Origin of the sequence: Sinomonas albida (assembly GCF_004919045.1) — a bacterium.
GTDB lineage: Bacteria > Actinomycetota > Actinomycetes > Actinomycetales > Micrococcaceae > Sinomonas > Sinomonas albida.
This window is the reverse complement of record NZ_SWDW01000006.1, coordinates 123670-147149: the sequence shown is the minus strand read 5'-3', so window position 1 is coordinate 147149 and position 23480 is coordinate 123670. Positions and strand designations below refer to the sequence as shown.

General features: G+C 67.3%; 24 protein-coding genes and 1 tRNA gene. 9 read left to right on the top strand and 16 right to left on the bottom strand.

Features of this window, described 5'->3' with window-relative positions:
* Window positions 1–78: 78 nt before the first annotated feature.
* Window positions 79–870 (top strand): SDR family NAD(P)-dependent oxidoreductase, encoded by a 792-nt coding sequence (locus E6A26_RS07875; protein WP_136610642.1) that lies wholly within the window; start codon window positions 79–81, stop codon window positions 868–870.
* On the opposite strand, the gene E6A26_RS07870 is transcribed toward E6A26_RS07875, so the two are convergent.
* The 9 genes from E6A26_RS07870 to E6A26_RS07830 form a co-directional block, all read right to left on the bottom strand.
* The gene (locus tag E6A26_RS07870; protein WP_211129024.1) at window positions 772–1548 is read right to left on the bottom strand and encodes an HAD family hydrolase; all 777 of its coding nucleotides are present in this window, start codon (window positions 1546–1548) and stop codon (window positions 772–774) included. The genes E6A26_RS07875 and E6A26_RS07870 overlap by 99 nt on opposite strands.
* A complete protein-coding gene (locus E6A26_RS07865) occupies window positions 1541–2611 on the bottom strand; it encodes an ABC transporter ATP-binding protein (protein ID WP_136610641.1) in 1071 nt (356 codons plus the stop codon). Before E6A26_RS07865 ends, E6A26_RS07870 begins: the two co-directional genes overlap by 8 nt.
* Window positions 2608–3444 carry a carbohydrate ABC transporter permease gene (locus E6A26_RS07860; RefSeq protein ID WP_211129021.1) on the bottom strand — a complete coding sequence of 279 codons (837 nt, stop codon included), beginning with the start codon at window positions 3442–3444 and terminating at the stop codon, window positions 2608–2610. Before E6A26_RS07860 ends, E6A26_RS07865 begins: the two co-directional genes overlap by 4 nt.
* Window positions 3431–4303: a carbohydrate ABC transporter permease gene (locus E6A26_RS07855; protein ID WP_136610640.1), complete on the bottom strand. Its 873-nt coding sequence runs from the start codon at window positions 4301–4303 to the stop codon at window positions 3431–3433. Before E6A26_RS07855 ends, E6A26_RS07860 begins: the two co-directional genes overlap by 14 nt.
* On the bottom strand, window positions 4300–5598 hold the full coding sequence (locus E6A26_RS07850) for an ABC transporter substrate-binding protein (protein ID WP_168928698.1): 1299 nt from the start codon (window positions 5596–5598) through the stop codon (window positions 4300–4302). The genes E6A26_RS07855 and E6A26_RS07850 overlap by 4 nt, the downstream gene beginning before the upstream one ends.
* Entirely contained in the window at window positions 5595–6425 is an 831-nt protein-coding gene (locus tag E6A26_RS07845) for an MBL fold metallo-hydrolase (protein WP_136610638.1), read from the bottom strand. The genes E6A26_RS07850 and E6A26_RS07845 overlap by 4 nt, the downstream gene beginning before the upstream one ends.
* 87 nt (window positions 6426–6512) lie before the next feature.
* Window positions 6513–7412, bottom strand: coding sequence for a LysR family transcriptional regulator (locus E6A26_RS07840; protein ID WP_136610637.1), 900 nt, complete (start codon window positions 7410–7412; stop codon window positions 6513–6515).
* A 152-nt stretch (window positions 7413–7564) separates the two neighbouring features.
* A complete protein-coding gene (locus E6A26_RS07835) occupies window positions 7565–7888 on the bottom strand; it encodes an STAS domain-containing protein (RefSeq protein ID WP_136610636.1) in 324 nt (107 codons plus the stop codon).
* A gap of 305 nt (window positions 7889–8193) precedes the next feature.
* Window positions 8194–8445 carry a CsbD family protein gene (locus tag E6A26_RS07830; protein ID WP_136610635.1) on the bottom strand — a complete coding sequence of 84 codons (252 nt, stop codon included), beginning with the start codon at window positions 8443–8445 and terminating at the stop codon, window positions 8194–8196.
* 213 nt (window positions 8446–8658) lie between these two features.
* Here E6A26_RS07830 and E6A26_RS07825 point away from each other — a divergent pair, with 213 nt between their 5' ends.
* The 3 genes from E6A26_RS07825 (at window position 8659) to E6A26_RS07815 (ending at window position 10084) form a co-directional block, all read left to right on the top strand.
* Window positions 8659–9090: an Hsp20/alpha crystallin family protein gene (locus E6A26_RS07825; protein ID WP_136610634.1), complete on the top strand. Its 432-nt coding sequence runs from the start codon at window positions 8659–8661 to the stop codon at window positions 9088–9090.
* A 41-nt stretch (window positions 9091–9131) separates the two neighbouring features.
* A tRNA-Gln gene (locus E6A26_RS07820) sits at window positions 9132–9205 on the top strand.
* 174 nt (window positions 9206–9379) lie between these two features.
* Entirely contained in the window at window positions 9380–10084 is a 705-nt protein-coding gene (locus tag E6A26_RS07815) for an HAD family hydrolase (RefSeq protein WP_136610633.1), read from the top strand.
* Between the two features lie 54 nt (window positions 10085–10138).
* Here the strand turns inward: E6A26_RS07815 and E6A26_RS07810 are convergent, their stop codons facing one another.
* Together E6A26_RS07810 and E6A26_RS07805 are read right to left on the bottom strand one after the other, a co-directional pair.
* Window positions 10139–10618 (bottom strand): hypothetical protein, encoded by a 480-nt coding sequence (locus E6A26_RS07810; RefSeq protein ID WP_136610632.1) that lies wholly within the window; start codon window positions 10616–10618, stop codon window positions 10139–10141.
* A gap of 202 nt (window positions 10619–10820) precedes the next feature.
* Window positions 10821–11243 carry a hypothetical protein gene (locus tag E6A26_RS07805; RefSeq protein ID WP_136610631.1) on the bottom strand — a complete coding sequence of 141 codons (423 nt, stop codon included), beginning with the start codon at window positions 11241–11243 and terminating at the stop codon, window positions 10821–10823.
* A 230-nt stretch (window positions 11244–11473) separates the two neighbouring features.
* On the opposite strand from E6A26_RS07805, the gene E6A26_RS07800 reads away from it, so the two are divergent.
* Both E6A26_RS07800 and E6A26_RS07795 read left to right on the top strand, forming a co-directional pair.
* Entirely contained in the window at window positions 11474–12598 is a 1125-nt protein-coding gene (locus tag E6A26_RS07800) for a glycoside hydrolase family 26 protein (RefSeq protein ID WP_234865200.1), read from the top strand.
* Between the two features lie 214 nt (window positions 12599–12812).
* Entirely contained in the window at window positions 12813–13970 is a 1158-nt protein-coding gene (locus E6A26_RS07795; protein ID WP_168928697.1) for a PP2C family protein-serine/threonine phosphatase, read from the top strand.
* Window positions 13971–14095: 125 nt separating this feature from the next.
* On the opposite strand, the gene E6A26_RS07790 is transcribed toward E6A26_RS07795, so the two are convergent.
* The 4 genes from E6A26_RS07790 to E6A26_RS07775 form a co-directional block, all read right to left on the bottom strand.
* Window positions 14096–16717, bottom strand: a complete 2622-nt coding sequence (locus E6A26_RS07790) for an alpha-L-rhamnosidase (protein ID WP_136610628.1) — start codon at window positions 16715–16717, stop codon at window positions 14096–14098.
* Between the two features lie 102 nt (window positions 16718–16819).
* Window positions 16820–18088 carry an ABC transporter substrate-binding protein gene (locus E6A26_RS07785; protein ID WP_136610627.1) on the bottom strand — a complete coding sequence of 423 codons (1269 nt, stop codon included), beginning with the start codon at window positions 18086–18088 and terminating at the stop codon, window positions 16820–16822.
* Window positions 18089–18182: 94 nt separating this feature from the next.
* A complete protein-coding gene (locus tag E6A26_RS07780; protein ID WP_136610626.1) occupies window positions 18183–19004 on the bottom strand; it encodes a carbohydrate ABC transporter permease in 822 nt (273 codons plus the stop codon).
* Window positions 19001–19960: a carbohydrate ABC transporter permease gene (locus tag E6A26_RS07775; RefSeq protein WP_136610625.1), complete on the bottom strand. Its 960-nt coding sequence runs from the start codon at window positions 19958–19960 to the stop codon at window positions 19001–19003. Before E6A26_RS07775 ends, E6A26_RS07780 begins: the two co-directional genes overlap by 4 nt.
* 408 nt (window positions 19961–20368) lie before the next feature.
* Between E6A26_RS07775 and E6A26_RS07770 the strand changes: the two genes are divergently transcribed.
* Window positions 20369–21409: a LacI family DNA-binding transcriptional regulator gene (locus E6A26_RS07770; protein ID WP_168928696.1), complete on the top strand. Its 1041-nt coding sequence runs from the start codon at window positions 20369–20371 to the stop codon at window positions 21407–21409.
* 46 nt (window positions 21410–21455) lie between these two features.
* Here the strand turns inward: E6A26_RS07770 and E6A26_RS07765 are convergent, their stop codons facing one another.
* Window positions 21456–22103 (bottom strand): response regulator transcription factor, encoded by a 648-nt coding sequence (locus E6A26_RS07765; RefSeq protein ID WP_136610623.1) that lies wholly within the window; start codon window positions 22101–22103, stop codon window positions 21456–21458.
* 242 nt (window positions 22104–22345) lie between these two features.
* Between E6A26_RS07765 and E6A26_RS07760 the strand changes: the two genes are divergently transcribed.
* The gene (locus E6A26_RS07760; RefSeq protein ID WP_136610622.1) at window positions 22346–22975 is read left to right on the top strand and encodes a TetR/AcrR family transcriptional regulator; all 630 of its coding nucleotides are present in this window, start codon (window positions 22346–22348) and stop codon (window positions 22973–22975) included.
* Between the two features lie 31 nt (window positions 22976–23006).
* Window positions 23007–23477 (top strand): GyrI-like domain-containing protein, encoded by a 471-nt coding sequence (locus tag E6A26_RS07755; protein WP_136610621.1) that lies wholly within the window; start codon window positions 23007–23009, stop codon window positions 23475–23477.
* Window positions 23478–23480: the final 3 nt, after the last annotated feature.

Here is a 23480-nt window from a genome sequence, read left to right as displayed (position 1 = left end):
CTACAGGCCGCAGTCGCCTATCTACTTACCTGTACAAATGATTTCTCCGTGAATCCGTGTCAATGAGGAGTGTGTGCAATGAGAGCTTTGGTCAGCGGTGGAAGCAGCGGCATAGGAGCCTCTGCAAGCGTGAGGCTTGCAGAGGCGGCGCTTGCCCGGGGCGCGCACCCGATGATCGCGGTGTGCGGACATGAGCCGAACGGCACCCAAGATCAAGTCATCCGATCCATCGAGTCAATGGGAGGGACCGCCATCGCGTTGGTGGGCGATCTCGGCGATCCCGACGTGCCCAGTCAGCTGGTGGAGGCCGCAGTAGCAGAGTTCGGCGGCCTGGACGCGTTGGTGGCGAACGCCGGAATCGCGAGCCCGGGCGCAATCTGTGACTTGTCCCTCGAGGACTGGGACGGCATGTTCTCCGTCAACCTCCGCGGAGCGTGGCTCCTTGCCAAAGCGAGCTACCCGCACCTGAGGGAGAGCCGCGGCGCCGCTTGCTTCACTTCTTCAATGTCGGGCCAGCTGCCGCATGCCGGATCAGGCGCCTACAGCCCGAGCAAGGCTGCACTGACGATGCTGGCCCAGACCCTCGCCCTGGAATGGGCGCCGGACGGAATCCGTGTGAATGTGGTCTCCCCGGGCATGACCCGTACGCGGATGACCGAGAAGATGTACACCGATCCACAGATCAAGAAAGCGAGGGAGGACATCATCCCGCTGGCGAGGATCGGGGATCCCATCGACATCGCCAACGTGATCGAATTCCTCGTGGGCCCGCTATCGGGTTACGTCACCGGGCAGGACATCTGTGTCGACGGTGGCTTCACGAAGTCCATTCTCAGCCACATTCCCGGTCGTCCCAGCTCTAAGTCCTGAACCCTGATCTCTATTGGTACCCCACGCGTCCGTAAAGCACCGCAGGAGAGCGAGCGTTTCCTCACGGTCCCGATGGTGGTGCACCATCCAGCCCGCGCTGAAGGCCGCGGCACAGTTTTCGGCGGAGTCGTCGATGAGTAGGGGCGGCGTGGCGCCACTGTGTGTCTGGGCGTCCGCGTGGGCAAAGATGCGCGGGTCCGGCTTGGCGATCCCGATCTCGTGCGAGCGGACAACCGTCTCGAAGATCCGAGAGTGGTCCCCGAGGAGTCGCTGACGGTGCGGTTCCCATTCCAGGACGCTGTTCGTGAGCATCCCGATGCGGGTTCCGCAGACCTTCAGCTTCCCGAGCTCCGTGAGCAGGTCTCGGTCGACCGGGCGGTCCCGATACCAGTAGTCGCCCCAGTTCCCGAGATCGATGCGCGGCTTGCACTCCAACGGAAGCCTCGCCTCGAGGCGCGAACCCCATTCGCGCTGGCTGAGGACGCCGAGTTCGAGCGGCTGCAGGCCAACGAGTCCCAGATCCTCGGCAACCCTCTGCGCGGCGGCCCAGAGGAGGTCCCAGGGCACCCCAGCCGCGAGGGCGACAGAGCGGGCAGCCTCGGCGATCGGAGGCGTCAGCACCCCGCCGAAGTCGCACCAGATGACACTGGGGCGAACGAGCGTCGCGGGTTCAGCCATCGATCCGGTCACCGAAGAGGTCGAAGCGGTGGAGGGCAGATTGGCGGACCCCGACGGACACGTCGTCGCCCGGACGCACCCATTCCTCGCCTTGCTGCTGCACGACCGTGAACGTGCCGTGGGCGTCCCGGCAGACGACCTCCTGGCCCGAGCCGGTGTACTCGCACCGCTCCACCACCCCGGTCAGCACAAGATCGCCCTCGCCCCCGCGCGGGTAGAGGCGTCCATCGGTGGGACGCCACCCGACCGACCCAGCGTCAGTGGGCCTGAGGTTCATCGCCGGGGAGCCCACGAAGCGCGCCACGAATTCGTTTGCCGGCCGCCGGTACACGTCTTCAGGCGGCCCGGCCTGAAGAACGCGCCCGGCGTCCATGACGACGAGGTCGGTGGCCATGGTCAAGGCCTCGTGCTGGTCGTGCGTGACGAGGACCAGGGTCGAACGAAGCTCGCGGTGAATCCGGAGGATCTCGGTCCGGGCAGTGGCCCGAAGGCCCACGTCGAGCGCCGACATCGGCTCGTCGAGGAGAAGGACGCGAGGCTGGCGAACGATTGCCCTGGCCAGCGCGACCCGCTGCCGCTGGCCCCCGCTGAGCTGGGCGGGGCGTCGGCGAAGGAGGCTCTCGAGGTTGAGCAGCTGGGCAACGCGCGAGACCTCTCGATCGATGAATTCGCGGCTCGGCCCGTTGCGGCGGTCGTGGCGGCGCTCGAGGCGCAGCCCGAACGAGATGTTGCCGGCCACGGTCATGTGCGGGAACAGCGCGTAGTCCTGGAAGACCATCGCGAGGTCCCTCGCGCCGAGGGGACTCAAGGTGACGTCGACGCCGTCGGACATGACGCGCCCCTCGGTGGGACGGTCCAGCCCGGCGAGAACCCGCAGGAGGGTCGACTTTCCGCACCCCGAGGGACCGACGACGACGGTGAGCGACTCGGGCTTGATCCGCAAGTCGACGCGATCGAGGGCGGCGACGCCGCCGAACTGGCGGCGAAGACCGCTCAGCTCAAGCTCGGCGCCGTTCACGGCGGAACCGTTTGGCTTCGCGGCGACGATGGAGGAGGGATTCATGGTCGGAGTCCTGCCTTGATGAACGAGTCGATGATGCGGCGCGACGCGATGATGTAGACGACGACGATGGGAAGGCTCGTGAGGACCGACGCGGCCATGAGGGCGCCATAGTCAGTGCCTCCCTCGCCTTGGAATTGAGCCAGGCCGATCTGCACTGTCGCGTCATGCGAGCGCGGCGCGATCAGCAGGGGCCAGAGGTATTCGTTCCAGGTGGTGATGAAGACCAGGATCCCGACGGCAAGAATCGCGGGCCGGATGGCTGGCAGGACCACGTGCCACAGCGTTTCGATCGGCCGCGCCCCCTGCAGGGCGGCGGCTTCGATCTGTGCAGCCGGAACAGCCGCGACGTGTTCAACGAGCAGGAGCACGGCGAGGGCGGACGTTCCGAGCTGCGGGACGATGAGCCCAAGTTCGGAGTTCTGCCAGCCGAGACGTGTGGTCAGGAGGAACTGGGGAATGATGATCGCCTGCGGGGGCACCGCCAGCGCGATCGTGCAGGCGGACAGGACTGCGGGCCGCATCCTCGGAGCGAGGACGACGAGCGCGAATCCGGCGAGGACCGCGATGACGAGCTGCCCCGCGGCGACGCCGGCCGACATGATGAACGTGTTGCCGACCAGCATCCCGACGGGCCATGACGAGAGCACCGCCGCATAGTTGTCGAGGGTTGCCGGCCAGGGAAGGGGGCTGGGTGAGAAGACGTCCTGCGGCCCTTTGAAGGAGGTCAGGAGCGACCAGAGCATTGGAAATGCCATCGCGAGTGATGCGCCCGCGAGGACCAGATGCCAGAGCGCATGGGCGACAGCGGGCCGAAGCCGGTCAGTGGGATGCACGCCGCGACCTCCGCACAACACTCCATGCCGTGGCGAGCACGGCGAACGCGAGGAGCACGAGCACGCCGGCGGCGGAGGCCGCCCCGGTGTCGAAGAACTGAAAGCCCAGCGCGTAGATGCGGTAGTAGACAGAGTCCGTGACGCCATCGGGCCCGCCTTGCGTCAGGACGGAAACGGACGTGAACGTCCATTGGCCCGCGAGAACCACGCTGAGCAGCGCGAGCACCACGGTGGTGCGTGCGACGTGGGGCCCCACGATGAAGCGCGAGATCTCCCAGCGCGTCGCGCCTTCGAGCTCGGCGGCCGAGACGAGTGCCCGATCGATGCCGGACAGGGTCGCCGTGTACAGGACGAGGTTGAACGCGACGACCTTGGCCGCGGTGATGGCCACGAGCACGAGCAGGGCTGTCCCGGGGTCGCCCAACCAGTTCACCGGAGGGATCCCGAAGACCTCGAGAATCCGGTTCATCAGACCCTGCAGGGGGTTGAGGAGGAACTTCCACGCCGTCGCGACGGCCACGGGCGCGACGACAACTGGCACGAACAGAAGCGCCCGATAGACCACGCTCGCCCGGCCCGGCCTCTGCCATAGCATCACGGCGAGCACCAGCGGGATAATCGTGGCGAACGGCAGCAGAGCGAGGGCGGACAGGATGGTTTGCCCGGCGGCCCGTGCAAACTCCGGGTGCCGGAACAGGCTCGCATAGTTGTCCAGCCCGACGAGGCCCGAAGGCGGCGTGGTCAGGTTCCACTTCATCACGGACAGCACGGCCGTGAAGACGGCGGGGCCGTACACCCACACCGCGAGGGCGAGGATCAGCGGGGCGAGGTACGGCCGCCAGCCAGCCTTCTGGGTCACTTTCCCGACAGCTCGCGAATCCGGCCGGCCACCGCGGAGAGAGTCTTCTGTGGGTCCGCGCCTCGAAGCACGATCGGTGCCACGGCGTCGTCCTGCAGGATCACGACCGCCTGATTCGGGTTCTGGCCGGAGAAGTTGCGGTACGGCGAGACCTCGGCGAGTTGCCCAAGCGGGGGAAGCAGGAGCCGGTTCGACGCGAAGTAATCCTTGAGGTACTTGGGATCGTCGGCGAGATCCGCCCGAAGCGGCAGGTAGCCGATGTTCTTCGTCACGATTGAATAGCCCTCGGCACTCGTGAGGAACTTGACGAACTCCCAGGCGGCCTTCTGCTTGGCTTGGTCTTGGCTCAGGACGATCAGTCCCGCACCGGAGAAGGTCGGCGCGGCCTTGCCCGCCCCGAAGCTCGGGAAGGCCGCGCTCCGGAGATCGAACTTCCCCGCGGCCGCCTTCTGAAGGCTTCCGGCCACGGCTGTGCTCACCACGAACATTCCGAGATCGCCGGAGGAGAAGCTCGCCGTGGCGTCGTCGAGGCCGACGGCGGGCTGGAGCCCGTCCCGGGTGAGGGACTGCACCGAGGAGAGTCCGCGCACAGCCTCGGGGGAGTCGACCGTGACGGAGCCGTCCGTGCCCACCGTCGAGCCGCCGGCACTGTCGATGACGGACTGGGTGAGATAGTCGGACTTGCCCGAATCCACGACGCCGAAGTAGGCGCCCTTGTGGCCGCTCGCGGTGATCGCTGCGGCGTCCGTTCGCACTTCGTCGATCGAGGTGGGCGGTCGGTTGGGGTCGAGACCGGCCTTCCGGAAGAGGTCGGCGTTGTAGAACAGCGTGGGAATGGAGACGGTGAACGGCAGGGCCGCCACCCGACCGTCCTTCTTGCCGGTATTGACGAGAGCCTGATTGATACCGGAGACATGGTCTTTCCACTCGTTCCCGGCGATCTGCTCGAGCGACTGCACAGGAAGGGTCTGGAACGCCTCGGCGAGCTTGCTGTAACCGATCTGGACCACGTCGGGCGGATTGCCGGCCGCCGTGTCCGTCTTGGCCTTGGTGAGCACGTCCGCCGTCGGGATCGACTGCGGGACCACCTTGACCTCCGGATGGGCCGCGGCGAAGGCGTCGAGAAGCTTCTGGGTGCCGGTTCCCGCCGCGCCTTGGACGCCGTAGGTGTACGAGCTGAACGTGATTGTCACGGGGTTCGCGGGCGAGAGGGCAGATGGGGTGGACGAGCAGGAGACAGCGGTCAGGACGAGGGACAGCGCGCCGAGCGTGCCAACCAGCTTGAGGGGCTTCATGCGGAGGCCTTTCGGGGAGCGGCGACCGGGCGGCGGATTCCGGGGCGGGCCGTGCTGACTGGGCCGTCGAACACGGTGGCCGCACGATCCCGGTGCCATCGGTGCTGGACAGGGTCGGGGGAGGAAAAGTGGGTGAGGACCAGCTCGGTGACGCCGGCGTCGTCGGCCGCGCGCGCGGCGTCGTACGAGCTCAAGTGCCCATGCCCAGAGGTGTCGGTCTCGCGCAGCGTGCTCTCGGCGAGGAGCGTGCCCGCGCCGCCCGCGAGGTCGACGAGCTGGTCCGTCACGCCCGTGTCGCCGGTGTAGACGAGGCACGAGTCGGCGTCGCTGAGGCGAACCCCACAGTTGGGGGCAACATGCCGGAGCCGTTCGATGTGCAGGGTGAGATTCCGAACGGAGAGCGACTCACCCGGCTCGTACTCGTGCGGCTCGAAGCCCAAATCGAACGCCCTGTCGAGGAGGGGATGGGTCGCGACCGGGTACAGCGCGGCGAGGCTGTGGAGCTTCGCAGTCGCGCCGCGGGGGAGGAGCAGGGGCACTCGGGGCACAGACTCGTCAAGGCGCAAGGGTGCGTTCTCGTCCTCGCGGACCAGGCGGTCGGCGAGGAGCACCTTGCCGATGACGAGGAGGTCGAGGAGGTGGTCGGTGTGTTCATGCGAGATGAACACGGCGGACAGGCGTCGGGTGGAGGTGGCCGACAGGCGAGTCGCAATTCCGGGCCCCGCGTCGAGAAGCACGCTGGCCTGATCGGACTCGACGAGGTAGCCGGAGCTTGCGAGGCCGCCTGCGGGCATTCCCGCGAGGCAGCCGAGGGGAGTGAGGTGCATGCTCCCATGCTCGGCTTGGCGCTGAGGCCTGATCAACGACCATTCCGCGATGCGGCGATTAGCCTCGGTTATCGATCAAAGCCGGCATCATCGGGGCCGATCAGCCCAGCTCGCAAGGTCTCGCAGCTCGTCGAGGACACTGTTCACCAAGCTGTCATGTCGCCGAGCGTCCCAGACCGCGTGGAGTTCGAGCCGCGGTTCCGGATCGAGTCGCAGGACGTGCATGCCGTTGGCCCGGCTCTGTTCGCCGCGGGGCAGCGAACTGAAGCCGATCGTGTCGCTCGTTTCAAGCTCGAGCAGATACCCCGAAAGCTCCGTGGCGCTCGGCGATCGCTGCAGGCGGATACCAGCCACCGCGCCGCACGAGATCAGGGAGTCCTCGATGGCGCTCGTCGCGCCTGCGTGCGCCGTGATGTACCGGTGGCGCGGCAGCTCCGACAGTTCGAGGGCGTCTCGCCCAGCGAGCGGGTGGCTCAGGCGGACGACGGCGACGACTGGCACCTCGAGCAGCTTGGCGGAGCGCAGCGCCTCGGCCACTATCGGGCCGTACGCGAGCCCCACGTCGAGCTCGCCCCGAAGGAGCTCGCCCACCTGTTCGGACGAGGGAAGCTCCCGCGGGACGAGGGCCAGCGACGGGTGGCTGGTCCGGAGCCGCTCGACGAGGGGGAGCAGCAGCAGTCGGCTCGCGGGATAGTTTGCCGCGATCCGGAGCGTCCCCTGCTCGCCCGCCGCCGCCTGCTGCGCGACACGGATCGCACGGTCTCGGGCGGCGAAGATCTTCTCGACCTCACCGAGGAAGACGGCGCCGGCCGGGGTGAGCCGGACCGTCCGCGAAGTCCGGTGGAAGAGCAGGAGCCCGAGCTCGTCCTCGAGGCGGCGAAGCTGCTGGCTCACTGATGACTGGGTGACGAAGAGTCGCTCCGCGGCTCTTCCAAAGTGGAGGTCTTCGGCGACTGCGCGAAAGACCTCGAGCGCCCTGAAGTCCACGCCGCAGAGTCAACCGGATCACGGTTAACGGGAAGAGACGCGTCCAATGAGGCCATGCCCGCGTCCGTAGGCCTAGCCGTGGATCTCACGGCCCGAATCCCTGACGGTGACCTTCTGCGGCCAGCCACAGGGGTATCCATGGTCGGGCGCGCTCAAAGGTGTGCGTCTGCCCCTCTGCCGGGGGCAGGGGCGGCATCGCACAGCAGCGGGTGGCAGGAGGCTCCTAGCAGGCGCAGGTCGCCGCCGAGCACGCGCGCCTGGCGGCGGGCCGCGGCCAGAATCTCCGCCCCGGCCGGGTCGACGGCCTCCACTGCGGAGACGTCGACCACGAGGGAGCCTCCTGGGCCGATTGCCGCGAGCAGCCTATGCAGGGCCGCGTTCCCGGTCGACGCGTCGAGCCGGCCCTGCAGCCGCACGACCGCGGCCTCCTTCCAACCCGGCGCTCTGGATCCGGCCATCGTGTCGCTGCCGTCCACTCCCACGTCTCCGCTCGCTGCTGTTGTCTCTGGCTCAAAGCCTTCCTACGAAGCTACGCTCCACAGGGGCGACCGATCTACACCCCTACGGGTGTAGACAGGGTGGCCACAGTGGCATGAGGGAGCCCGAGCTGTTGGCATGATCGATGACGACTAGGTCCTCGTGCCGGGCGTAGCGTAGTGGCAGCCACGCGCGGCGGCTGGTCATTCCGTCGACGGTCCGAAGCAAGCGGGTGTTCCGGCTGGGTTCACTGCCCCGAAGCCGCGTTCCCCATTACTTCGCCGGAGGGAGCAGGGGCGTTGGGCTACTCTGCGGGGCTTGCCCCGGGAGCGTCTCCGTCCCCGGTGGGCCGATCGTTCCGGTCGGCGCGGTGTTCTTCTGCCGTCTCCTTCACATGGGCCTTGAGGTCCGCGGCCGCGTCTTTCAGGCTTCCCCTGGCCTGCTCGACTTTGCCCTTCAGGACCTTGGAATCGTCGTCGGTGGCTTTGCCCACTGCTTCATCGAGCTTGCCCTTGAGCTTGTCACCGGCTGCGTCGAACTTGTCCTCGAGCCCCATCACCAGCACCTCCCGTCCGTTTGGATGCAGCCACGCTACTCCCGTCTGCCCGGCTCGGCCAGAGCGGGCCGCCCAGGACACCAGTTGGGCTGCCCGCGCCGGGGGTTGCATTGTCCCGCTCTTGGTGGCATACATATCTATGTCCACAGATGCAGATTTGCTGAGCGGACAGGACTATAGGTGTTGCAGCGATTCTCCAAGGAGGTTGCAGTGATGCTGATGCGAACCGATCCCTTCCGTGAACTCGACCGTCTGGCCCAGCTGACCCGCCAGCTCACCGGCAGCGGGATGCGGGGGACGCCGATGCCTTTGGAGGCGTGGCGGCAGGACGGCGAATTCGTGGTCGAGTTCGACCTGCCCGGCGTCGATCCCGACTCGATCGACGTCGGAGTCGAGCGGAATGTCCTGACTGTGCGCGCCGAGCGGCACACCCACCGCCCGCAGGAGGCCGAGGCTGTCGCGGACGAGCGCCCGGAAGGCGTCTTCAGCCGGGAGCTGATACTCGGCGACGCCTTGGACACCGGCAGCGTCCAGGCGCACTACGAGGACGGCGTCCTGACCCTGCGCGTGCCGGTGGCCGAGGAGGCCAAGCCGCACAAGGTCGCCGTCCAGGCTGGTGGGGCGAAGAAGGAGATCAATTCCTGAGCCGGCCCCGGCCGGGTCGGGGCATTCCCCCGTCCCGGCAGTGCCCTGTGGGGGAACTGGCAGACCCGCCCGGTTCTGGCCCGGGAGCTTCCAGGTTCGAGTCCTGGCAGGGCAGCGTGCGGAGCAGGCTGCGGTCTCGGCTGGCGCCGTAGCCGATGGCCAGCCGCTTCGCGGTCATGAACGCGTGACGGCTCGGCTCGCGGATGTACCGGCCCATCGCGCGCTCGACTTCTCCGTCGGGACGCCGGTCGCGGTTAGCCTTTGACGAGCGACCCGTTATGGTCACCGCATGACCGCACAGGAGGATCCACCCGTGGACAGGGCCTACCCCGCAGCCGTTCTCTTCGACATGGATGGCACGCTCGTCGACACAGAGCGGCTCTGGTGGGATGCCGTCGCCGAAGTCGCGGCGGGTATCGGTCGCCCATTGGTCGAGGCCGACGCTCCCGATGTCGTGGGCCGCCCGGTGACCCACACGGCCGAGCATCTCACCGTCACGTCGAACCTGCGCGCATCGGAGCGCGCGGGGGTAGAGCGCGCGCTCTCCACGGCCTTCGAGTCCAAAGTCGCCCGGCAGATCGAGCCGCGACCGGGTGCTGCGCGCCTCCTGCACGAGCTAGCCGCCGCGGGGGTTTCGACGGCCATCGTCTCGGCTTCGCCGCGCGCGATCGTGGACCTGGTGTGTGAAGCGCTGGGTGCCCACTTGATCTCGCTCACTGTCGCGGTCGAGGACACGCCGGCAACCAAGCCGGCGCCCGACCCCTATCTGGCCGCGGCCAGAGCGCTCGACGTCGACATCGAGTCATGCGTCGCCGTCGAGGACACGTGGGTCGGCCTGCGCTCGGCAGAAGCGGCGGGCTGCGCCGTCGTCGTCGTTCCTTCAGCCGAAGCGATCCCGCCCGCCCCAGGACGCACCATCGCCGGCTCACTCGAGCACGTCGACCTTGCGCTGCTTGCCTCCCTCGCGCGGCGTCAACGGGCCCGCGCACACTGAAGCACCGCGCGCCGCAGGGCCTCGTCCTGTGCAGCCGAGCTCGGAGTGCGGTGTCTAGCCCGACCGCAGGGCACGGCGGGCGAGCAAGGCTGCCAAGGCAAAGGCCGCGAGGAGGATTCCCGCCGTCACGGCCGGGCGGTTCCCCCCAGAGGCGCGCCGGAGTTCGTCGGAGGCGGTTCGGGCGGCGTCTGCGATGGCCTTCTGGCCCGCCGTGACGGCTTTCCTGCCCGCAGGCACCGGTGCCTCGGACACCGCATCGGCCAGGTGCCCGGCGGCGTCGGCGAGACGGCCCGTCGCTGCCCTTGCCGCAGCCTCGGCCTTCCGGGTGCCCTTCGTGGCCGCTTCGCCCACGCTCTCGCCCAGCGGCGGAAGGGACTCGACCTGGTGTCGTAGCCCGTCGAGGACATCGTCGAGGCGTTTCCTCAGCTGCGGCGTCACCCTGTCCAAGTCCGACTCAATCCTGGCCATCGACCGCCTGATCGCCGCCTCGGCCGCCGACACCGTTGCCGCGGCATCTGACTTCTTCGCTCCCATGGAGGCCTCCTGTTCGGGTGGGTGTTCGACCAGAGTACTCCGCACCCCCGCCCGAGGAACTGGTCCGATTGGGCCCATGTGCGGCCCGTGGGCGCGTCAGCCTTCGCAACCCCTGCTGGCGCTACCGGAGCAGGTCGGGGCCCTCATCCCCGGCGTCATCCCCGGCGTCCCAGCTCTTCCCTCGAGCCCTACGGGGCCGCGCTCAAGGGTCTACGACATGGTCCTCGAGCCCGGCAAGTGGCGGCCCGGCGTAACCGTACTCGTCCAGGTCCGTGCCGTCGCTCAGGACGGCCCAGGCCGGGACGTCCGCGTAGACGATCGGCCAGTCGTGGGCCGCCGTGTCGTCGCGCATTGCGTGCTGGCGGGCGTACTCCCACGAGAGGGTGATCCAGTCACCGGCGTTGATCTGGCCGAGGCCGGGCGGCAATGCACGGTAGATCCGCACCAGGGTCTCAGGGGCGCCGCGGGCGCGGCGCAGCTGCTGCATTGTCTCGGCGTCGCACTCGCCGAAGCCGTGCTCTTCGGGGTGGTCGAAGACCTCCCCGCCAAGGACATCGACCAGCTCCGCGATCGGGCGGCCCTGCCCGCCGGCCCAAGGGGCGCGCGGTGGGGTCGTATAGTCCATGCCCCCCACGGTACCGCGGTGTCCGCGAGCCGTCCCGGGCACCTTGGAGCTGACCGCCCGCTCCCCGGCGCGGCAGGAACGGCGCTGGCGCAGGATTCGTCAAGGATTGCCCCAATCGCGGTCCATCGGGGTCCGTGCCTGCGAGGATCGTCAGCTGGAGGCCGAATTCACCGCGCCATGCGGCGGCGTATCCGATCCCACCGACCACGCACACTGGAGGATGAATGCAGATGAAGAGAAGGCTGGCCGGACTCGGAGCGTCCGCTCTGGCGCTGGGGCTGGCGGTCCTGTTCGGCTCCGCCGTCCCGTCCCAAGCCGCACCGGGAGGGACTCCTGGGGCGCCCGCAGCTAAGGGCGTGACCCACATTTCTCCCTCCGTCACCGCAGGATCGAACCTCCCCAAGGGGCACCCCGCGTCGCCCGCAAAGCCAGCCGGGACGGTGAGCGGCCCTCAGGCCATGAGCGCGTCGGCAGCCCTGGCCCCGGCGATCAGCACGGCCCACTTGGCGTTCGGTGTCGGCACCCCCGGAGGGCCGCAGGCATCCAGCGAGCTCGACCAGGTCGCCAACCTCGTCGGCGAGAACCCCTCGATCGTCTTGTCCTACAAGGACTTCTCCCAGGCAGCCCCGATCGACGACCTCAACGCCGTCGCCGCCCGCGGCGCTACGAGCCTGGTCACGTGGGAGCCCTGGCTGTGGTCGGGCAACGGCGTCAACCAGCCCACCTATTCGCTGAAGAATATCGCCGCCGGGAACTTCGATTCCTACATCCGTTCGTGGGGCACCGCGTTGGCCTCCTGGGGCAAGCCGGTCATGCTGCGGTTCGCGCACGAGATGAACGGGAACTGGTACCCCTGGGACGAGGGTGTTAACGGCAACCAGCCCGGGGACTTCGTAGCCGCTTGGCAGCACGTCCACGACGTCGTCGCCTCAACCGGGGCCACCAACGTCCAGTGGGTCTGGAGCCCGAACGTGCCGTACTGGGGTTCGACCGCACTCTCGGAGCTCTACCCCGGGGCGGCCTACATCGACACCGTCGCCCTCGACGGCTACAACTGGGGCACCTCCCAGTCCTGGAGCTCCTGGACCAGCCCCTCTGACCTATTCGGCGACGGCCTGAACCAGTTGCGCGGCATCGCACCCGGCAAGCCGATCGTCGTCGGCGAGACCGCCTCCGCCGAAGCCGGCGGATCCAAGGCCGATTGGAACACCAGCCTCGTCTCGTACCTGAACGCGCAGGCGGACGTCACCGGGTTCGTCTGGTTCGACTACAACAAGGAAGTCGACTGGCGCATCGACAGCTCTAGCTCCTCTGCCGCGGCGATGGCTAACGCACTGGCTGCGCGCCGCAGCTAGAACACCGGGCCAGCCCGCGTCGCAATCCGGAAAGTGCTGCAGGGCCGCCCTCGTTCTGACCAATCCTCAGGTTCCAGACGGGCCACTCGGGTTCCAGACGGGCCCAGGCACGGCGGCCAGAACCTCCTTGGGGGTTCACACGGACGTCATTCCCTTGGACCGAAGCGCTAGGTGCGGCAGGATGGTGGCCGACTCAAGGGAGGGAGAAGACCAGGTGGACAGCGTAACCGCGGAGGATCAGCGGTTGAGGGCCTCAACGTCGCTGGGGCTCATCGGCACTGGGCCGGAGGAGCGGTTCGAGCGGATCACCCGGGCGGCCAGGAGCATCTTCTCGGTCCCGGTCGCAGCGGTGAATCTCCTGGACGACCGGCACCTGTTCGCAAAGTCGCCGCAAGTCCCAGGCCGTACAGTGCGGGACCGGGTCGACACCTTCTGCGATGTCACCATCAGGGAGGACAGCCTCACCATCGCCGCCGACACCGCCGCAGACTCGCGATTCGACTGGAAGCCCGACGTCGTTGGCGGAACGGGAGTGCGCTTCTACGCCGGCCGGCCGCTGCACGTGGACGGACAGCCGGTCGGGACCCTGTGCCTGTACGACCTCAGGCCCCGCGAGCTCTCCGAGGAGGAGCTGGCCCGCTTCGACGCGATGGGCGCCTGGGCCGAGCGCGAACTCTTGGACTCCAGAGACCTCGAACAGGCCGTTAGCATCCAGCACGCCCTCCTGCCCACCGCGAACCCCGCAGCCCCCTTGTACGCGGTCGCCGGGCTGACCATGCCGCTCAAGGGCGTGGGTGGGGACTTCTTCGTCTGGCACCGCACCGAGGAGACCCTTTGCCTGACCCTCGCCGACGTCATGGGGAAGGGCATCGCTGCGGCCCTCATGGCCGCGACCGTCCGGGCCACGGTCAACTCGATCAAGGCCCCCACGCCGGCCGCGCTTCTGGAGGAGGCTGCCGAGACCCTCGGGTCCGACTTCGAGGCCACGGGGATCTTTGCGACCGTCTTCCACGCCCGACTCGACCTCGGCACGGGAGTCCTGGCCTACGCCGACGCCGGGCACGGGCTGAACCTGATCGTGCGCGCCGACGGTACCCACGAGCGGCTCGAGGCCGCAGGCCTCCCGCTCGGCCTCGAGCTCGGGATGCCTAGGGAGGACCGGCACACAGTCCTCTCCTCAGGCGACACCCTCCTGTCCTTCACCGACGGCCTGCTCGACTTCTACGGCGGCACACAGGAGGCGATCGAAACCATCGCGTCCGTCATCGGCGACAATCGCGAGCCGGCCTCCATCGTCGAATCCGTCAGAACCCTCACGAGCCGTGCCAGCATCGACGACGACCTCAGCGTGGTCGCCGTCCACCGCCCCTGAGCGGGCCGGGAGACCCCGGGAAGTCGTCCGCCCCGCCGTCGACGGTGTGACCCAGCCGCCCCGGTCCACGTCGGTTAGCTGTTGTCCCTCGGAGCCCTTGCCATCGGAGGACTCCGGCGCAGGAGTCATCGCCGAATGGGCGCGCTCAGGCTATGCCTGCCCGGCCCGAGTTCCTGGGGAGGCTGCCCGGGCAGTGCGAACTGGGCCGAAGCGCCCGTGGGGACCGTTGCATCGATATGCAGCGTCTCATCCTCCACACGCCAAGACACCTCCGCCATCCCGTACGGAGTGAGGTGTCGGGTAGTCGCGTGAGTGATCCCCCCGCCCGGGCGTGGCCTGATGCCGATCCTGCGGTAGCCGGGTTCCAGCGGGGCGAGGCCGCCGATCACGCGGTGCATCCAGTCGGCGACAGCCCCGAGGGCGTAGTGGTTGAACGAGGTCATCTCCCCGGGGTTGACCGTTCCGTCGGGGAGCATGGAGTCCCATCGCTCCCAGATGGTCGTTCCGCCCTGCTTGACTGCGTACAGCCAGGAGGGGCATTCCTCTTCGCGGAGAAGATCGTACGCCGTCTCCACGTGGCCGCCGAGGGTGAGCGCGTCGTTGATGGCAGGGGTGCCCGCGAATCCTGTGGCGATGCGGTTGCCGGCCTCTGCAACGAGTTCGGCGAGGCGGTCGGCGGCGCGGCGCCTCTGGTGTTCAGTGGGAAGGAGGTCGAACACGAGCGCAAGGGCGTAGGCGGTCTGGGCATCGCTGGTCATCGTCCCGTCGGCATGGACGTATTCCTGGGCGAACGCTTCCCTGACCTCCTCCGCCAATTGGGCGTAGTGGGCCTCGTCGTCGGCCTTGCCCAGGACGCCTGCGGTGCGCGAAAGGTGCCGTGCCGACCAGGCGAAGTAGGCGGTGGCGACCAGATAGCGGTCAGTGCGCGCGTCGGCCGGGTCGTGCGGAGGCGCTGCGGGGTCGAGCCAGTCGCCGAGCTGGAAGCCTTCGTCCCAGAGGCGCGACTCGCCGGCGCGGTCGGCCATCAGGTCGACCCAGGCCTTGGCGCTGGAGTACTGGTCCGAGAGCACCCCCTTGTCATGGAATCGCTCGAAGAGGGTCCACGGGGTCAGCACTGCAACATCACCCCATACTGCGCCCGGGATCGTCTCGTCCCAAGTGCCGGCCGGGACCCAGGGAACGTACCAGGGAACGGTGCCGTCGGGGAGCTGTTCGTCCGCGACGTCCTTGAGCCAGCCGGCGAGCATGCCGGAGCAGTCATAGAGGAACGAGGCGGTTGGCGCGAAGACCTGGATGTCCCCGGTCCAGCCGAGGCGCTCGTCGCGCTGGGGGCAGTCGGTCGGAACGCTGACGAAGTTTCCCCGCGTGCTCCAGCGGACGTTCTCGTGCAGGCGGTTGATGAGCGGATCCGAGCACTCGAACCAACCGATGCGCTCCATGTCGGTGTGGTGCACGCGTGCGACGACGGTGCCGAGGTCGACGGCGCCAACGGCGCCAGTGAGCTCGGCGTAGCGGAAGCCGTGCATCGCGAACCTGGGCTCCCAGACGCGCTGGGAGTCGTCGGCGAGCGTGTATTCGTCGATCGATGCAGCCAGCCGGAGCGGGCGGGTGTACAGCTCCCCCTCCTGGAGGACCTCGGCATGACGCAGGGTAACCGTATGGCCAGGCTTCCCCCGGAGGCTGAGGCGTAGGCGGCCGACGAGGTTCTGCCCGAAGTCCACGAGAGTCTTCCCTGATGGCGAGGTCCAGATGCGCTTCGGGGCGATCTCCTCGGTGCAGCGGACTGGGGGCCCGATGGGCGCTTCGAGCTTGGCCTTGTCGAGCCGGGCGATACGCACCCCGGACCACTGGCTGTCGTCGAAGCCGGGTTGTGACCAGCCATGCTGCTCGAGGCGCGCGTCGTAGCGTTCGCCGTCGTAGAGGCCAGTCGAGGTGATGGGGCCGGGGGAGGCCTTCCATGTGTCGTCGGTGGCGATGAGGGCCCGGCGGCCGTCCGTGTAGGTGATCTCGAGCTGGGCGAGCAGGGAGGTGCGGTCCCCGTAGACGTTGCGTGTTCCCCCCTTGAAGCCGATCCGGCCGCGGAACCAGCCGTCCGCCAGCCAGGCGCCGATGGCGTTCTCGCCTTCCCGCAGGAGGGACGTGACGTCGAAGGTCGAGTAGAGCAGGCGGTGGTCATAGCTCGTCCAGCCTGGGGCGAGGACCTCGTCTCCGACGCGCGTGCCATTGATCTCGACCTCGTATACCCCCTGCGCGGTGACGTAGAGCCGGGCGGAGGAGACGGCAGACCCGGCGACGAAAGAGCGCCGTAACAGGGCCGCCGCGTGGTCCGTATCGCGGTCTTCGTCCCAGTCCGGCGAGATGGCCGAGGCCGTCCAGTCGTCCTCGGAGAGGAGGCCTGCCTCGACGGCGATGGGGATGCTCCAGCCGCTCGGCTCGCCGTCGGTTCCCCAGACGCGCACGCTGACCTCGACGCGCTCCCGGGGCTGGAGGGCGGCGAACGGCCACTCTACGAGGACCGATTCGGAAGAAGGCACTTCCTTGGTCGCGCGCTGGTTGCCGGGCCGGCTGACGGCGATCTCGTATTTCTCCTGGTTCCAGCTCTCGGGGGCTTCCGTGAGCCAGGAGAGCCGAGGGCGCGATTGGCCGATGCCGAGGGCATCTTGGCGGTGTTCCACGCGCACCTGAACGACGCGGGCGCCGGATGCGGAGGTCTTCTCTGTCGATGTGGCTGCTGCCGGGACCGTCATGTCCTTCTTCCCAAGTGCTCTGCAGGTGTGGAGGCGGGTGGTGGCGTCCGTCAGGGCCGCCACCACCCGCGGGTCGATCGGGTGGAGTCGCTGGAAGGGGGACTACGACCCCTGGGTGTAGGCGGAGTCCATCTGCTTCAGCGCCGAGGAGATGTCCGTTTTGCCGGCCAGAAGGTCCTGGACGACCTGGAACAAGGTCTGCTGGACGCGGGCGTTGGGCCAGTTCTGGTCCATGAACGCGTCGGTCTTGCCGTCCTTCTGGTCCTGCTGAAGCGTTGCCAACGCTGGGTCGACCTTGAAGCTGTCGTTCGGGACCGCCGGGAGTGCCTTGTTGGTCTGGGCGTAGAGGTTCATACCGTCAGGGCTCTCGAGGAAGTTCATGAACTTGATCGCGAGGTCCTTGTTCTTCGCATGCGCGTTCACACCGTAGGTGGAACCGGCCGCCCCCGCCATGCGGGTGTCGGAGGCATTGTCCGTGGCCGGGACCGGGAGCAGGTTCAGCTGCGTGCCCTGAGTGGCCTGCTGGCTGATCGCTGCGACCGCCGAATTCACCTGGATCACGCTCAGGGCGTTGCCCTTGGCGACGGCGGCGAGGCTGGCGTTGTAGTCGGTGCCGAGCGGGTTGGCCTGGAAGCACCCCGCGTTCTGCATCTGGAGGTACTTGTTCATCGCGTCGGACCACTTCGAATTCGCGAAGGTCGCCTTGCCGTTGGACATGTCCTCGGGGAAGCTCGGGTTCGGCCCGTAGACGAGCGTGGGGGTGAGCGAGTAGGGGATCAGCTGGGTGACCCAGTTGGTCTGGGCCCCGAGTTCGAAGGCCGTCTTGCCCTTGGCCTTGGCCTGCGAGCAGAACTGCAGCAGACCGCTCCAGGTGGTCGGCGGTGTCAGCCCTGCTTGATTCATCGCGGTCATGTTGTAGACGGCGCCGATGCCGGAGAACGTCACGGCAGCGCTGTAGGTCTTGCCGTTGTACTGGGTGACCGGCTTGATGCCGGACGGGAAGCTGTTGGCCCAGGACTGGTTGGAGAGGTCCTCGAGGTAGCCCGCCTTCGCGACGACCTGGGTCGCCATCGGATTTCCCTCTCCCGGCCAGACGAAGACGACGTCCGGTGCCGTTCCGGAGGAGAGCTGGGTGCGGGTGGTGGTCTGATACTGGTCCAGGGCGGAGGTGGTGTACTTGACGTCCACTCCTGGGTTCTGCTCCTTGAATTTCGCCACGACGGCGTCCAGGGCCGGCTTCTCGTTGGTGGTGGCTGCGAGCGTGAGGGTCTTCGCGTCCCCCGAGCTGGAGCTGCTGCCCCCGGCGCAGGCGCTCAGGCTCACGGCCGCGGCAACCGCGACGGAGAGGGCCAGAAGGCTCTTCTTGTGCATGTATAGCTCTCCTTCGAACTGCAGCCATCTGCTGCGTGGGGGTTGGCAGGGGCCCGGTATCGGGCCCCCTGGTGTGGGGCTGGTGTGCGGCGGGCTAGCCTTTGAGGCCGCTGGCGAAGCCCTTGATGATGGTTTTCTGCATCGCGAAGTAGGCGATGAGGATGGGGGCGATCGTGATCACGAGGCCGGCGAACACGAGGTTCCACTGCGAGACGTATTGGCTCACGAAGGAGAACAGCGCCACAGGGACGGTCTGCTGGCTGCTGCCGCTGAGATACAGCAGCGGGGTGAGGAAGTCGTTCCAGACGTGCAGGACGTTCAGGATGATCACGGTGCCTGTGATCGGGCGCACGAGCGGGAAGATCACCGAGAAGAAGCTGCGCATGGGCCCGGCGCCGTCGATCGAGGCGGCCTCTTCGTAGTCAAGCGGGACGGCGCGGATGAAACCGGTGTAGAGGAAGACTGAAAAAGGGACCTGGAGCCCGGCGTAGTACAGCACGAGCGAGACCGGATTGCCGAGGAGGCCGAGGTCGCGGATGGTGGTGTAGAGCGGGATGAGCGCGAGCTGGAACGGCAGGAGCAGCCCGATCATGAAGATGAAGAACAGCCAGCGGGACCACCGCTTGGTCACGCGTGCCAGAGGGTAGGCAGCGAGGGCCGAGATGGCCACGATGATGGCGACGCTGAACACCGTGACGAAGGCGCTTGTCACGAGCGCTTGGCCGAGGTTCGCCTGGCTCCAGGCATCGGAGAAGTTCTGGAAGGTCAGGCTGGTGGCGGGAGCGAGCGGAGAGGACGCGTCGTCCGGCTTCTTCAGCGCCAGATTGATCAGGATGTAGACCGGGAGGAAGAAGACGATCCCGACGAGGACCATGACAGCCTCGAGGATGAACGTCCGCCAGGTGTAGCGGTTCACTTGGAGCCTCCCTGCTTGCCGAGGAGCTTGTACTGGGCCGACGAGAGGATGGCCACGAAGACTGTCAGGACGAGTGCCATGGCGATGCCGTAGCTGAAGTCGCCGAACTGGAAGGCGTTCTTGTAGATCAGGGTGGACATGGTGTCGGTCGAAGTGCCCGGGCCTCCGGAGGTCATAACCCAGACCTGATCGAACAGTTTGAGGCCTCCGATGATCGACAGCATGAGGTTGATCGTGATCGCAGGCGCCAACTCCGGACGCACGACGTACCAGAAGCGACGGAAGGGACCTGCTCCGTCGAGTGTCGAGGCCTCGAGGACGTCCTCGGGGACGCCCTGCAGGCCGGCCAGGAATATGACCATGGAGTAGCCGGCGAACTGCCAGACCACGGTTGCCACGATCGACCAGAGGGCAATGTTGGAGTCGCCCAGCCAGTCGTGCTGGAGCCAAGTGAGGCCGAAGAATCCCAAGATCTGGTTGATCGCCCCGTCAGGCGTCATCAGGTACTTCCAGAGATAGCCGGTGGCGACAGGGGTGATCACAGCCGGCGTGAACAGGGCCACGCGGAGGATGTTTCGGCTCTTGATCTTGGTGTGCACGCCGAGCGCGAGGAGCAGGCCGACCAGGTTCTGCACGAGGGTGATCGCCACGGCGATCACCAGAGTGTGCACGACAGCTCCGACCCCGGCGGGGTCCGTGAGGATGCGCTGGAACTGGGCCAGGCCAACGAAGTCCTTGGTGGCCGAAAGTCCGTCCCAGTTGGTGAACGCATAGGCGCCGCCCTCGATGCTGGGCCACAGGACGACAAAGAAATAGAACGCGAGCGCTGGGACTACGAACCACCATGAAACGGCCCCGATACGCCGCGCGGAGAACTTTTGGGCTCTGCGGGGGAGGGCCGAGGCCGGCGCGGCCGCCTCGGCTACGGCCAGTGACTGGCTCTGGGCCGAACTCATCGCACAGCTCCGGCCAGAGTGGGCACCGGAGCGGCCAGAGTGGGCACCGGAGCGGCCAGAGTGGGCACCGGAGCGCTGATCCATCGATTCACGGGAACCTCTCCATCGAGCTGAAACAGGAATTGAAGCGCTTCATCTGGATCAAGAGTAGGGAGAGGCTGTGATCCCCGTCAATAGAAATTTGAATCGTTTTTATCCATCGATTCGAGGTTGACCGTGCAGGGCAGGCGCCCTAGTCTGGCTTGAAACGACTGTGTGAAGCGCTTCAGCGAGACCCTTGGTCCTTCCCTGCATCGCCCGCAGAAGGGCGCCCGCGGGGTGGGGCGATAATGGGGGGCTATGACCGAGAGAGCGCCGAGGACGGAGCCCGTGACAACGAGAACGGCAGACGGGGGCAGAGACCCCAGCATGAAGGACGTCGCGCGGCTGGCTGGCGTCTCACTGGGTACGGTCTCGAACGCGCTGAACAAGCCGGAGAAGGTCTCCGAGCGTTCCCTCCAGAAGGTTCGCATCGCGATCGAGCAACTCGGCTTCGTCCCGAACAGCGCCGCGCGTTCCCTCGCCGTCGGCAGCAGCGCTACTGTCGGGATGGTCCTGACTGACCTGGACAACTCGCTCTTCGTCGACATCGCCAGGGGTGCCGAGGATCAGGCGCGCCAGGCGAGCCACTCGCTGCTGCTGGCAAACAGCGACCTCGACCTCAACCGCCAAGAGTCCTATCTGGACATCTTCGACGAGGCGCGGGTCGCCGGAATCCTGTTCGCCCCGATGAATGCGAGCCTGGAAGGCGTGGACCGGGTGCGCAGGCATGGGCGCAGGGTCGTGCTGGTCAACTATGACGGTGGCCGCAAGGACTGCTGCGCCGTTCTCTCTGATGAGGAGTACGGGGGCTACTTGGCCGCGCGTCACCTCATCGAGATGGGGCGGCGGCGCCTGCTCTTTGCCGGCGGACCCGAGGAGTTCCACGCCGTCAAGGAGCGGCGGAATGGCGCCCTGCGTGCCGTGATGGAGGCCGGCAACGTCACGTTGGAGATCATCCCGTCCCGCCGCCTCAAAAGCGACGAGGGCCGAAGGATCGCAGCCGAAGTCGTCCAAAGGCCCGCCGCCCGGGTTCCGGACGGAGTCCTCTCCCCGTCGGACCGCATCGCGGCCGGAGTCATCCACGAGTTCATGGCAAGAGGCCTGAGCGTCCCCGACGACGTCGCCGTCCTCGGCTACGACAACAACCAGTTCACCACCGAGGCCGCCATCTCCATCTCCACCGTCACCCAAGACGGGTACCAAATGGGGCTGGAGGCGATGAAGCTCCTGCTGGACGAGGAACGAGACCCTCACCACGAGCATCGCATCCTGACCCTCAGGCCCCGCCTCATCGTCCGCGAGAGCACTCAAGGTGCCAGCGGGAGGCCCCATTCAGAAGAAGAACAAAGACGGCGCCTCGGAGCCTGAGGGCTGCCCGAAGGCAACTCGCCCAGAGGCCCACCGCAGGGGCTGACTATTCGGCCGGCGGAGCGAGCCGCCGCCGATCGGGGCGGAAACCATGGTCGATGCCCCACAGGACGGCGTTCGAACGGCTGCTCACCCCGATGCGCCGGTAGCAACTGCGGATGTAGGTCTTCACCGAGTTGGGGGAGAGGCCAGTGCGATCGGCGATGGCTGCGTTGCTGAGGCCCTGCGTGATGAGGGCTAGCACTTCAGCTTCCCGCTGGGTCAGACCCTCTTCTCGGCCGGGCCAGTCCCCTCCGATCGTCTTCGCTGATCCTTCGAGGAGGACGGGCGCGTCCGAGCCGCCGCGATGGAGATCCTGCAGCGCGGTAGCCAGTTGACCTGCCGTCAGGCCCTTGGACAGATACCCACTGGCTCCGTTGGCCAGGGCTGCTGAGGCTTTCGCCGGATCGAGGTCCCACGTGTAGACGACGACCTTCCCGGAAAGCGGGTTGGCGGCCAACTGGCGGACTTCTTCGCCGTCCCCCTGGGGCGCGGCAAAGGTGTCGTAGAGGGTGACGTCCACGGACTGACCCACATCCTTGCTCGCATCGAGCTCCACCACGTGCAGTACGTCGCTGTAGGACCTGAGCATCGCCTCAAGCCCACGCACCACGACTTCGTAGTCGTTGACCAACGCCACCCTGATCGCATTCACGGTCCAACCTTAGGCTCCCGCAAGGGGTAAAGCCCCACCCCTTGGGGTGAAGAACCTCAGAGGAATGCCCGATAGCGTCGTCTGTATGAAGCTCCCAGCACTCATCGAATGGAAATCTCCCGTGCCCTCGCCCGGGCCGGCAACGATGGCACCCCGTCGATGATGGCTTTCTGCTCAGCGGGATCCGCCCGAGCGCCGGGGCGGCTGGATTGCGATCCGCTGGGCAAGGTCGCGGTGCATTCGTGACCGGCGCAACAGCGTCCATGCCGGAGGACGCGAGCGAGCGGATCCTTGCCGCCGCCTTCGCTCTATTTGCCGATCATGGATTGCTGGATGTCAGCGTCGAGGACATCCTGGCGAAGGCGCACGCCAGCAAGTCCACGTTCTATCAGCGTTTCGGCTCGAAGGAAAAGGTCGTCGTCGCCTATTTGGAGCATGGACTGAAGAATCTCGGCATGCTGGTTGAGGCGGCCAAAGTCGACGGCGGAGGGACCTCGGCGGAGGCGCTGCTCGCCGTTTTCGACTTCTTTGACGAGTGGTCGAAACCGAGCGTGATGGCCCTCTCTTCAATACTCCGAGTTCTGAGGGAGCTCGAGCCGACGGATCCACTGAAGGAATCTGTCGTCGCTTTCCTGGATCGTGGCCGGGATCGCCTCGCTTCGGTGGCCGCCGAAGCTGGTCTGGACAGCCCAGCCGAGTTTGCCCGTGCGTTCCAGGTCGTCACGCGGGGAGCCCTCATTGCGGCCGTCGAAGGGGATGTCGGGGCGGCGGCTCGGGCGCGGAACATGGCGGCAAAGCTGATCGCCGTGCACACCTCATCAGCGGCCAACAACCCGAAGGAGGGGCGTGGGAGTATCAGCCCTCGCCGGTGAACCTTCGGGGCGCGGCGGCTAGAATCCGTGCATGACGGTCCCCGTCCATCTCCGCACGGTTCATCCCCGGAAGCTGGCCGCGGTCCGGCGCGAGGTGGCGCCGAACGAGGTGGGATCGGCGTGGGGGCCCGCGCTTGCCAAGGTGTGGGAATTCATCCGGAAACAACCGGACCTGTGGACCGACGGCCACAACGTCTTTGTCTACCACCACGCGAATGAGCCGGGCGCGCCCCTTGTGTGCGACTTCGGCGTCGAAGTCGTGCGCTCCTTCGAATCGGGCGGCGCGGTGCACGAGACCGAAACGCCGGGCGGCGAAGCCGTTGTCGCGGTCTACCGCGGACCGTACGCCGGTCTCGACGACGCATACGCCGCGATTGACGAGTGGACGACGGCGAGTGGCCGGGAGTCTGCGGGGCTTTCCTGGGAGATCTACGGAGATCCGACGCCGGATCCGGCCGATACAGAGACGACCGTCGTGCTCCTACTCGCACCGCGCCCTTAGGCG

Bases quoted from the DNA above. Each gene is read 5' to 3' on its own strand.
- E6A26_RS07850 (WP_168928698.1), bottom strand. From the start codon at position 5,598: ATGAAGCCCCTCAAGCTGGTTGGCACGCTCGGCGCGCTGTCCCTCGTC.
- E6A26_RS07870 (WP_211129024.1), bottom strand. From the start codon at position 1,548: ATGGCTGAACCCGCGACGCTCGTTCGCCCCAGTGTCATCTGGTGCGAC.
- E6A26_RS07865 (WP_136610641.1), bottom strand. From the start codon at position 2,611: ATGAATCCCTCCTCCATCGTCGCCGCGAAGCCAAACGGTTCCGCCGTG.
- E6A26_RS07785 (WP_136610627.1), bottom strand. From the start codon at position 18,088: ATGCACAAGAAGAGCCTTCTGGCCCTCTCCGTCGCGGTTGCCGCGGCC.
- E6A26_RS07830 (WP_136610635.1), bottom strand. From the start codon at position 8,445: ATGGGGCTCGAGGACAAGTTCGACGCAGCCGGTGACAAGCTCAAGGGC.
- E6A26_RS07755 (WP_136610621.1), top strand. From the start codon at position 23,007: ATGACGGTCCCCGTCCATCTCCGCACGGTTCATCCCCGGAAGCTGGCC.
- E6A26_RS07800 (WP_234865200.1), top strand. From the start codon at position 11,474: ATGAAGAGAAGGCTGGCCGGACTCGGAGCGTCCGCTCTGGCGCTGGGG.
- E6A26_RS07790 (WP_136610628.1), bottom strand. From the start codon at position 16,717: ATGACGGTCCCGGCAGCAGCCACATCGACAGAGAAGACCTCCGCATCC.
- E6A26_RS07770 (WP_168928696.1), top strand. From the start codon at position 20,369: ATGAAGGACGTCGCGCGGCTGGCTGGCGTCTCACTGGGTACGGTCTCG.
- E6A26_RS07825 (WP_136610634.1), top strand. From the start codon at position 8,659: ATGCTGATGCGAACCGATCCCTTCCGTGAACTCGACCGTCTGGCCCAG.
- E6A26_RS07875 (WP_136610642.1), top strand. From the start codon at position 79: ATGAGAGCTTTGGTCAGCGGTGGAAGCAGCGGCATAGGAGCCTCTGCA.
- E6A26_RS07805 (WP_136610631.1), bottom strand. From the start codon at position 11,243: ATGGACTATACGACCCCACCGCGCGCCCCTTGGGCCGGCGGGCAGGGC.
- E6A26_RS07775 (WP_136610625.1), bottom strand. From the start codon at position 19,960: ATGAGTTCGGCCCAGAGCCAGTCACTGGCCGTAGCCGAGGCGGCCGCG.
- E6A26_RS07815 (WP_136610633.1), top strand. From the start codon at position 9,380: ATGACCGCACAGGAGGATCCACCCGTGGACAGGGCCTACCCCGCAGCC.
- E6A26_RS07845 (WP_136610638.1), bottom strand. From the start codon at position 6,425: ATGCACCTCACTCCCCTCGGCTGCCTCGCGGGAATGCCCGCAGGCGGC.
- E6A26_RS07810 (WP_136610632.1), bottom strand. From the start codon at position 10,618: ATGGGAGCGAAGAAGTCAGATGCCGCGGCAACGGTGTCGGCGGCCGAG.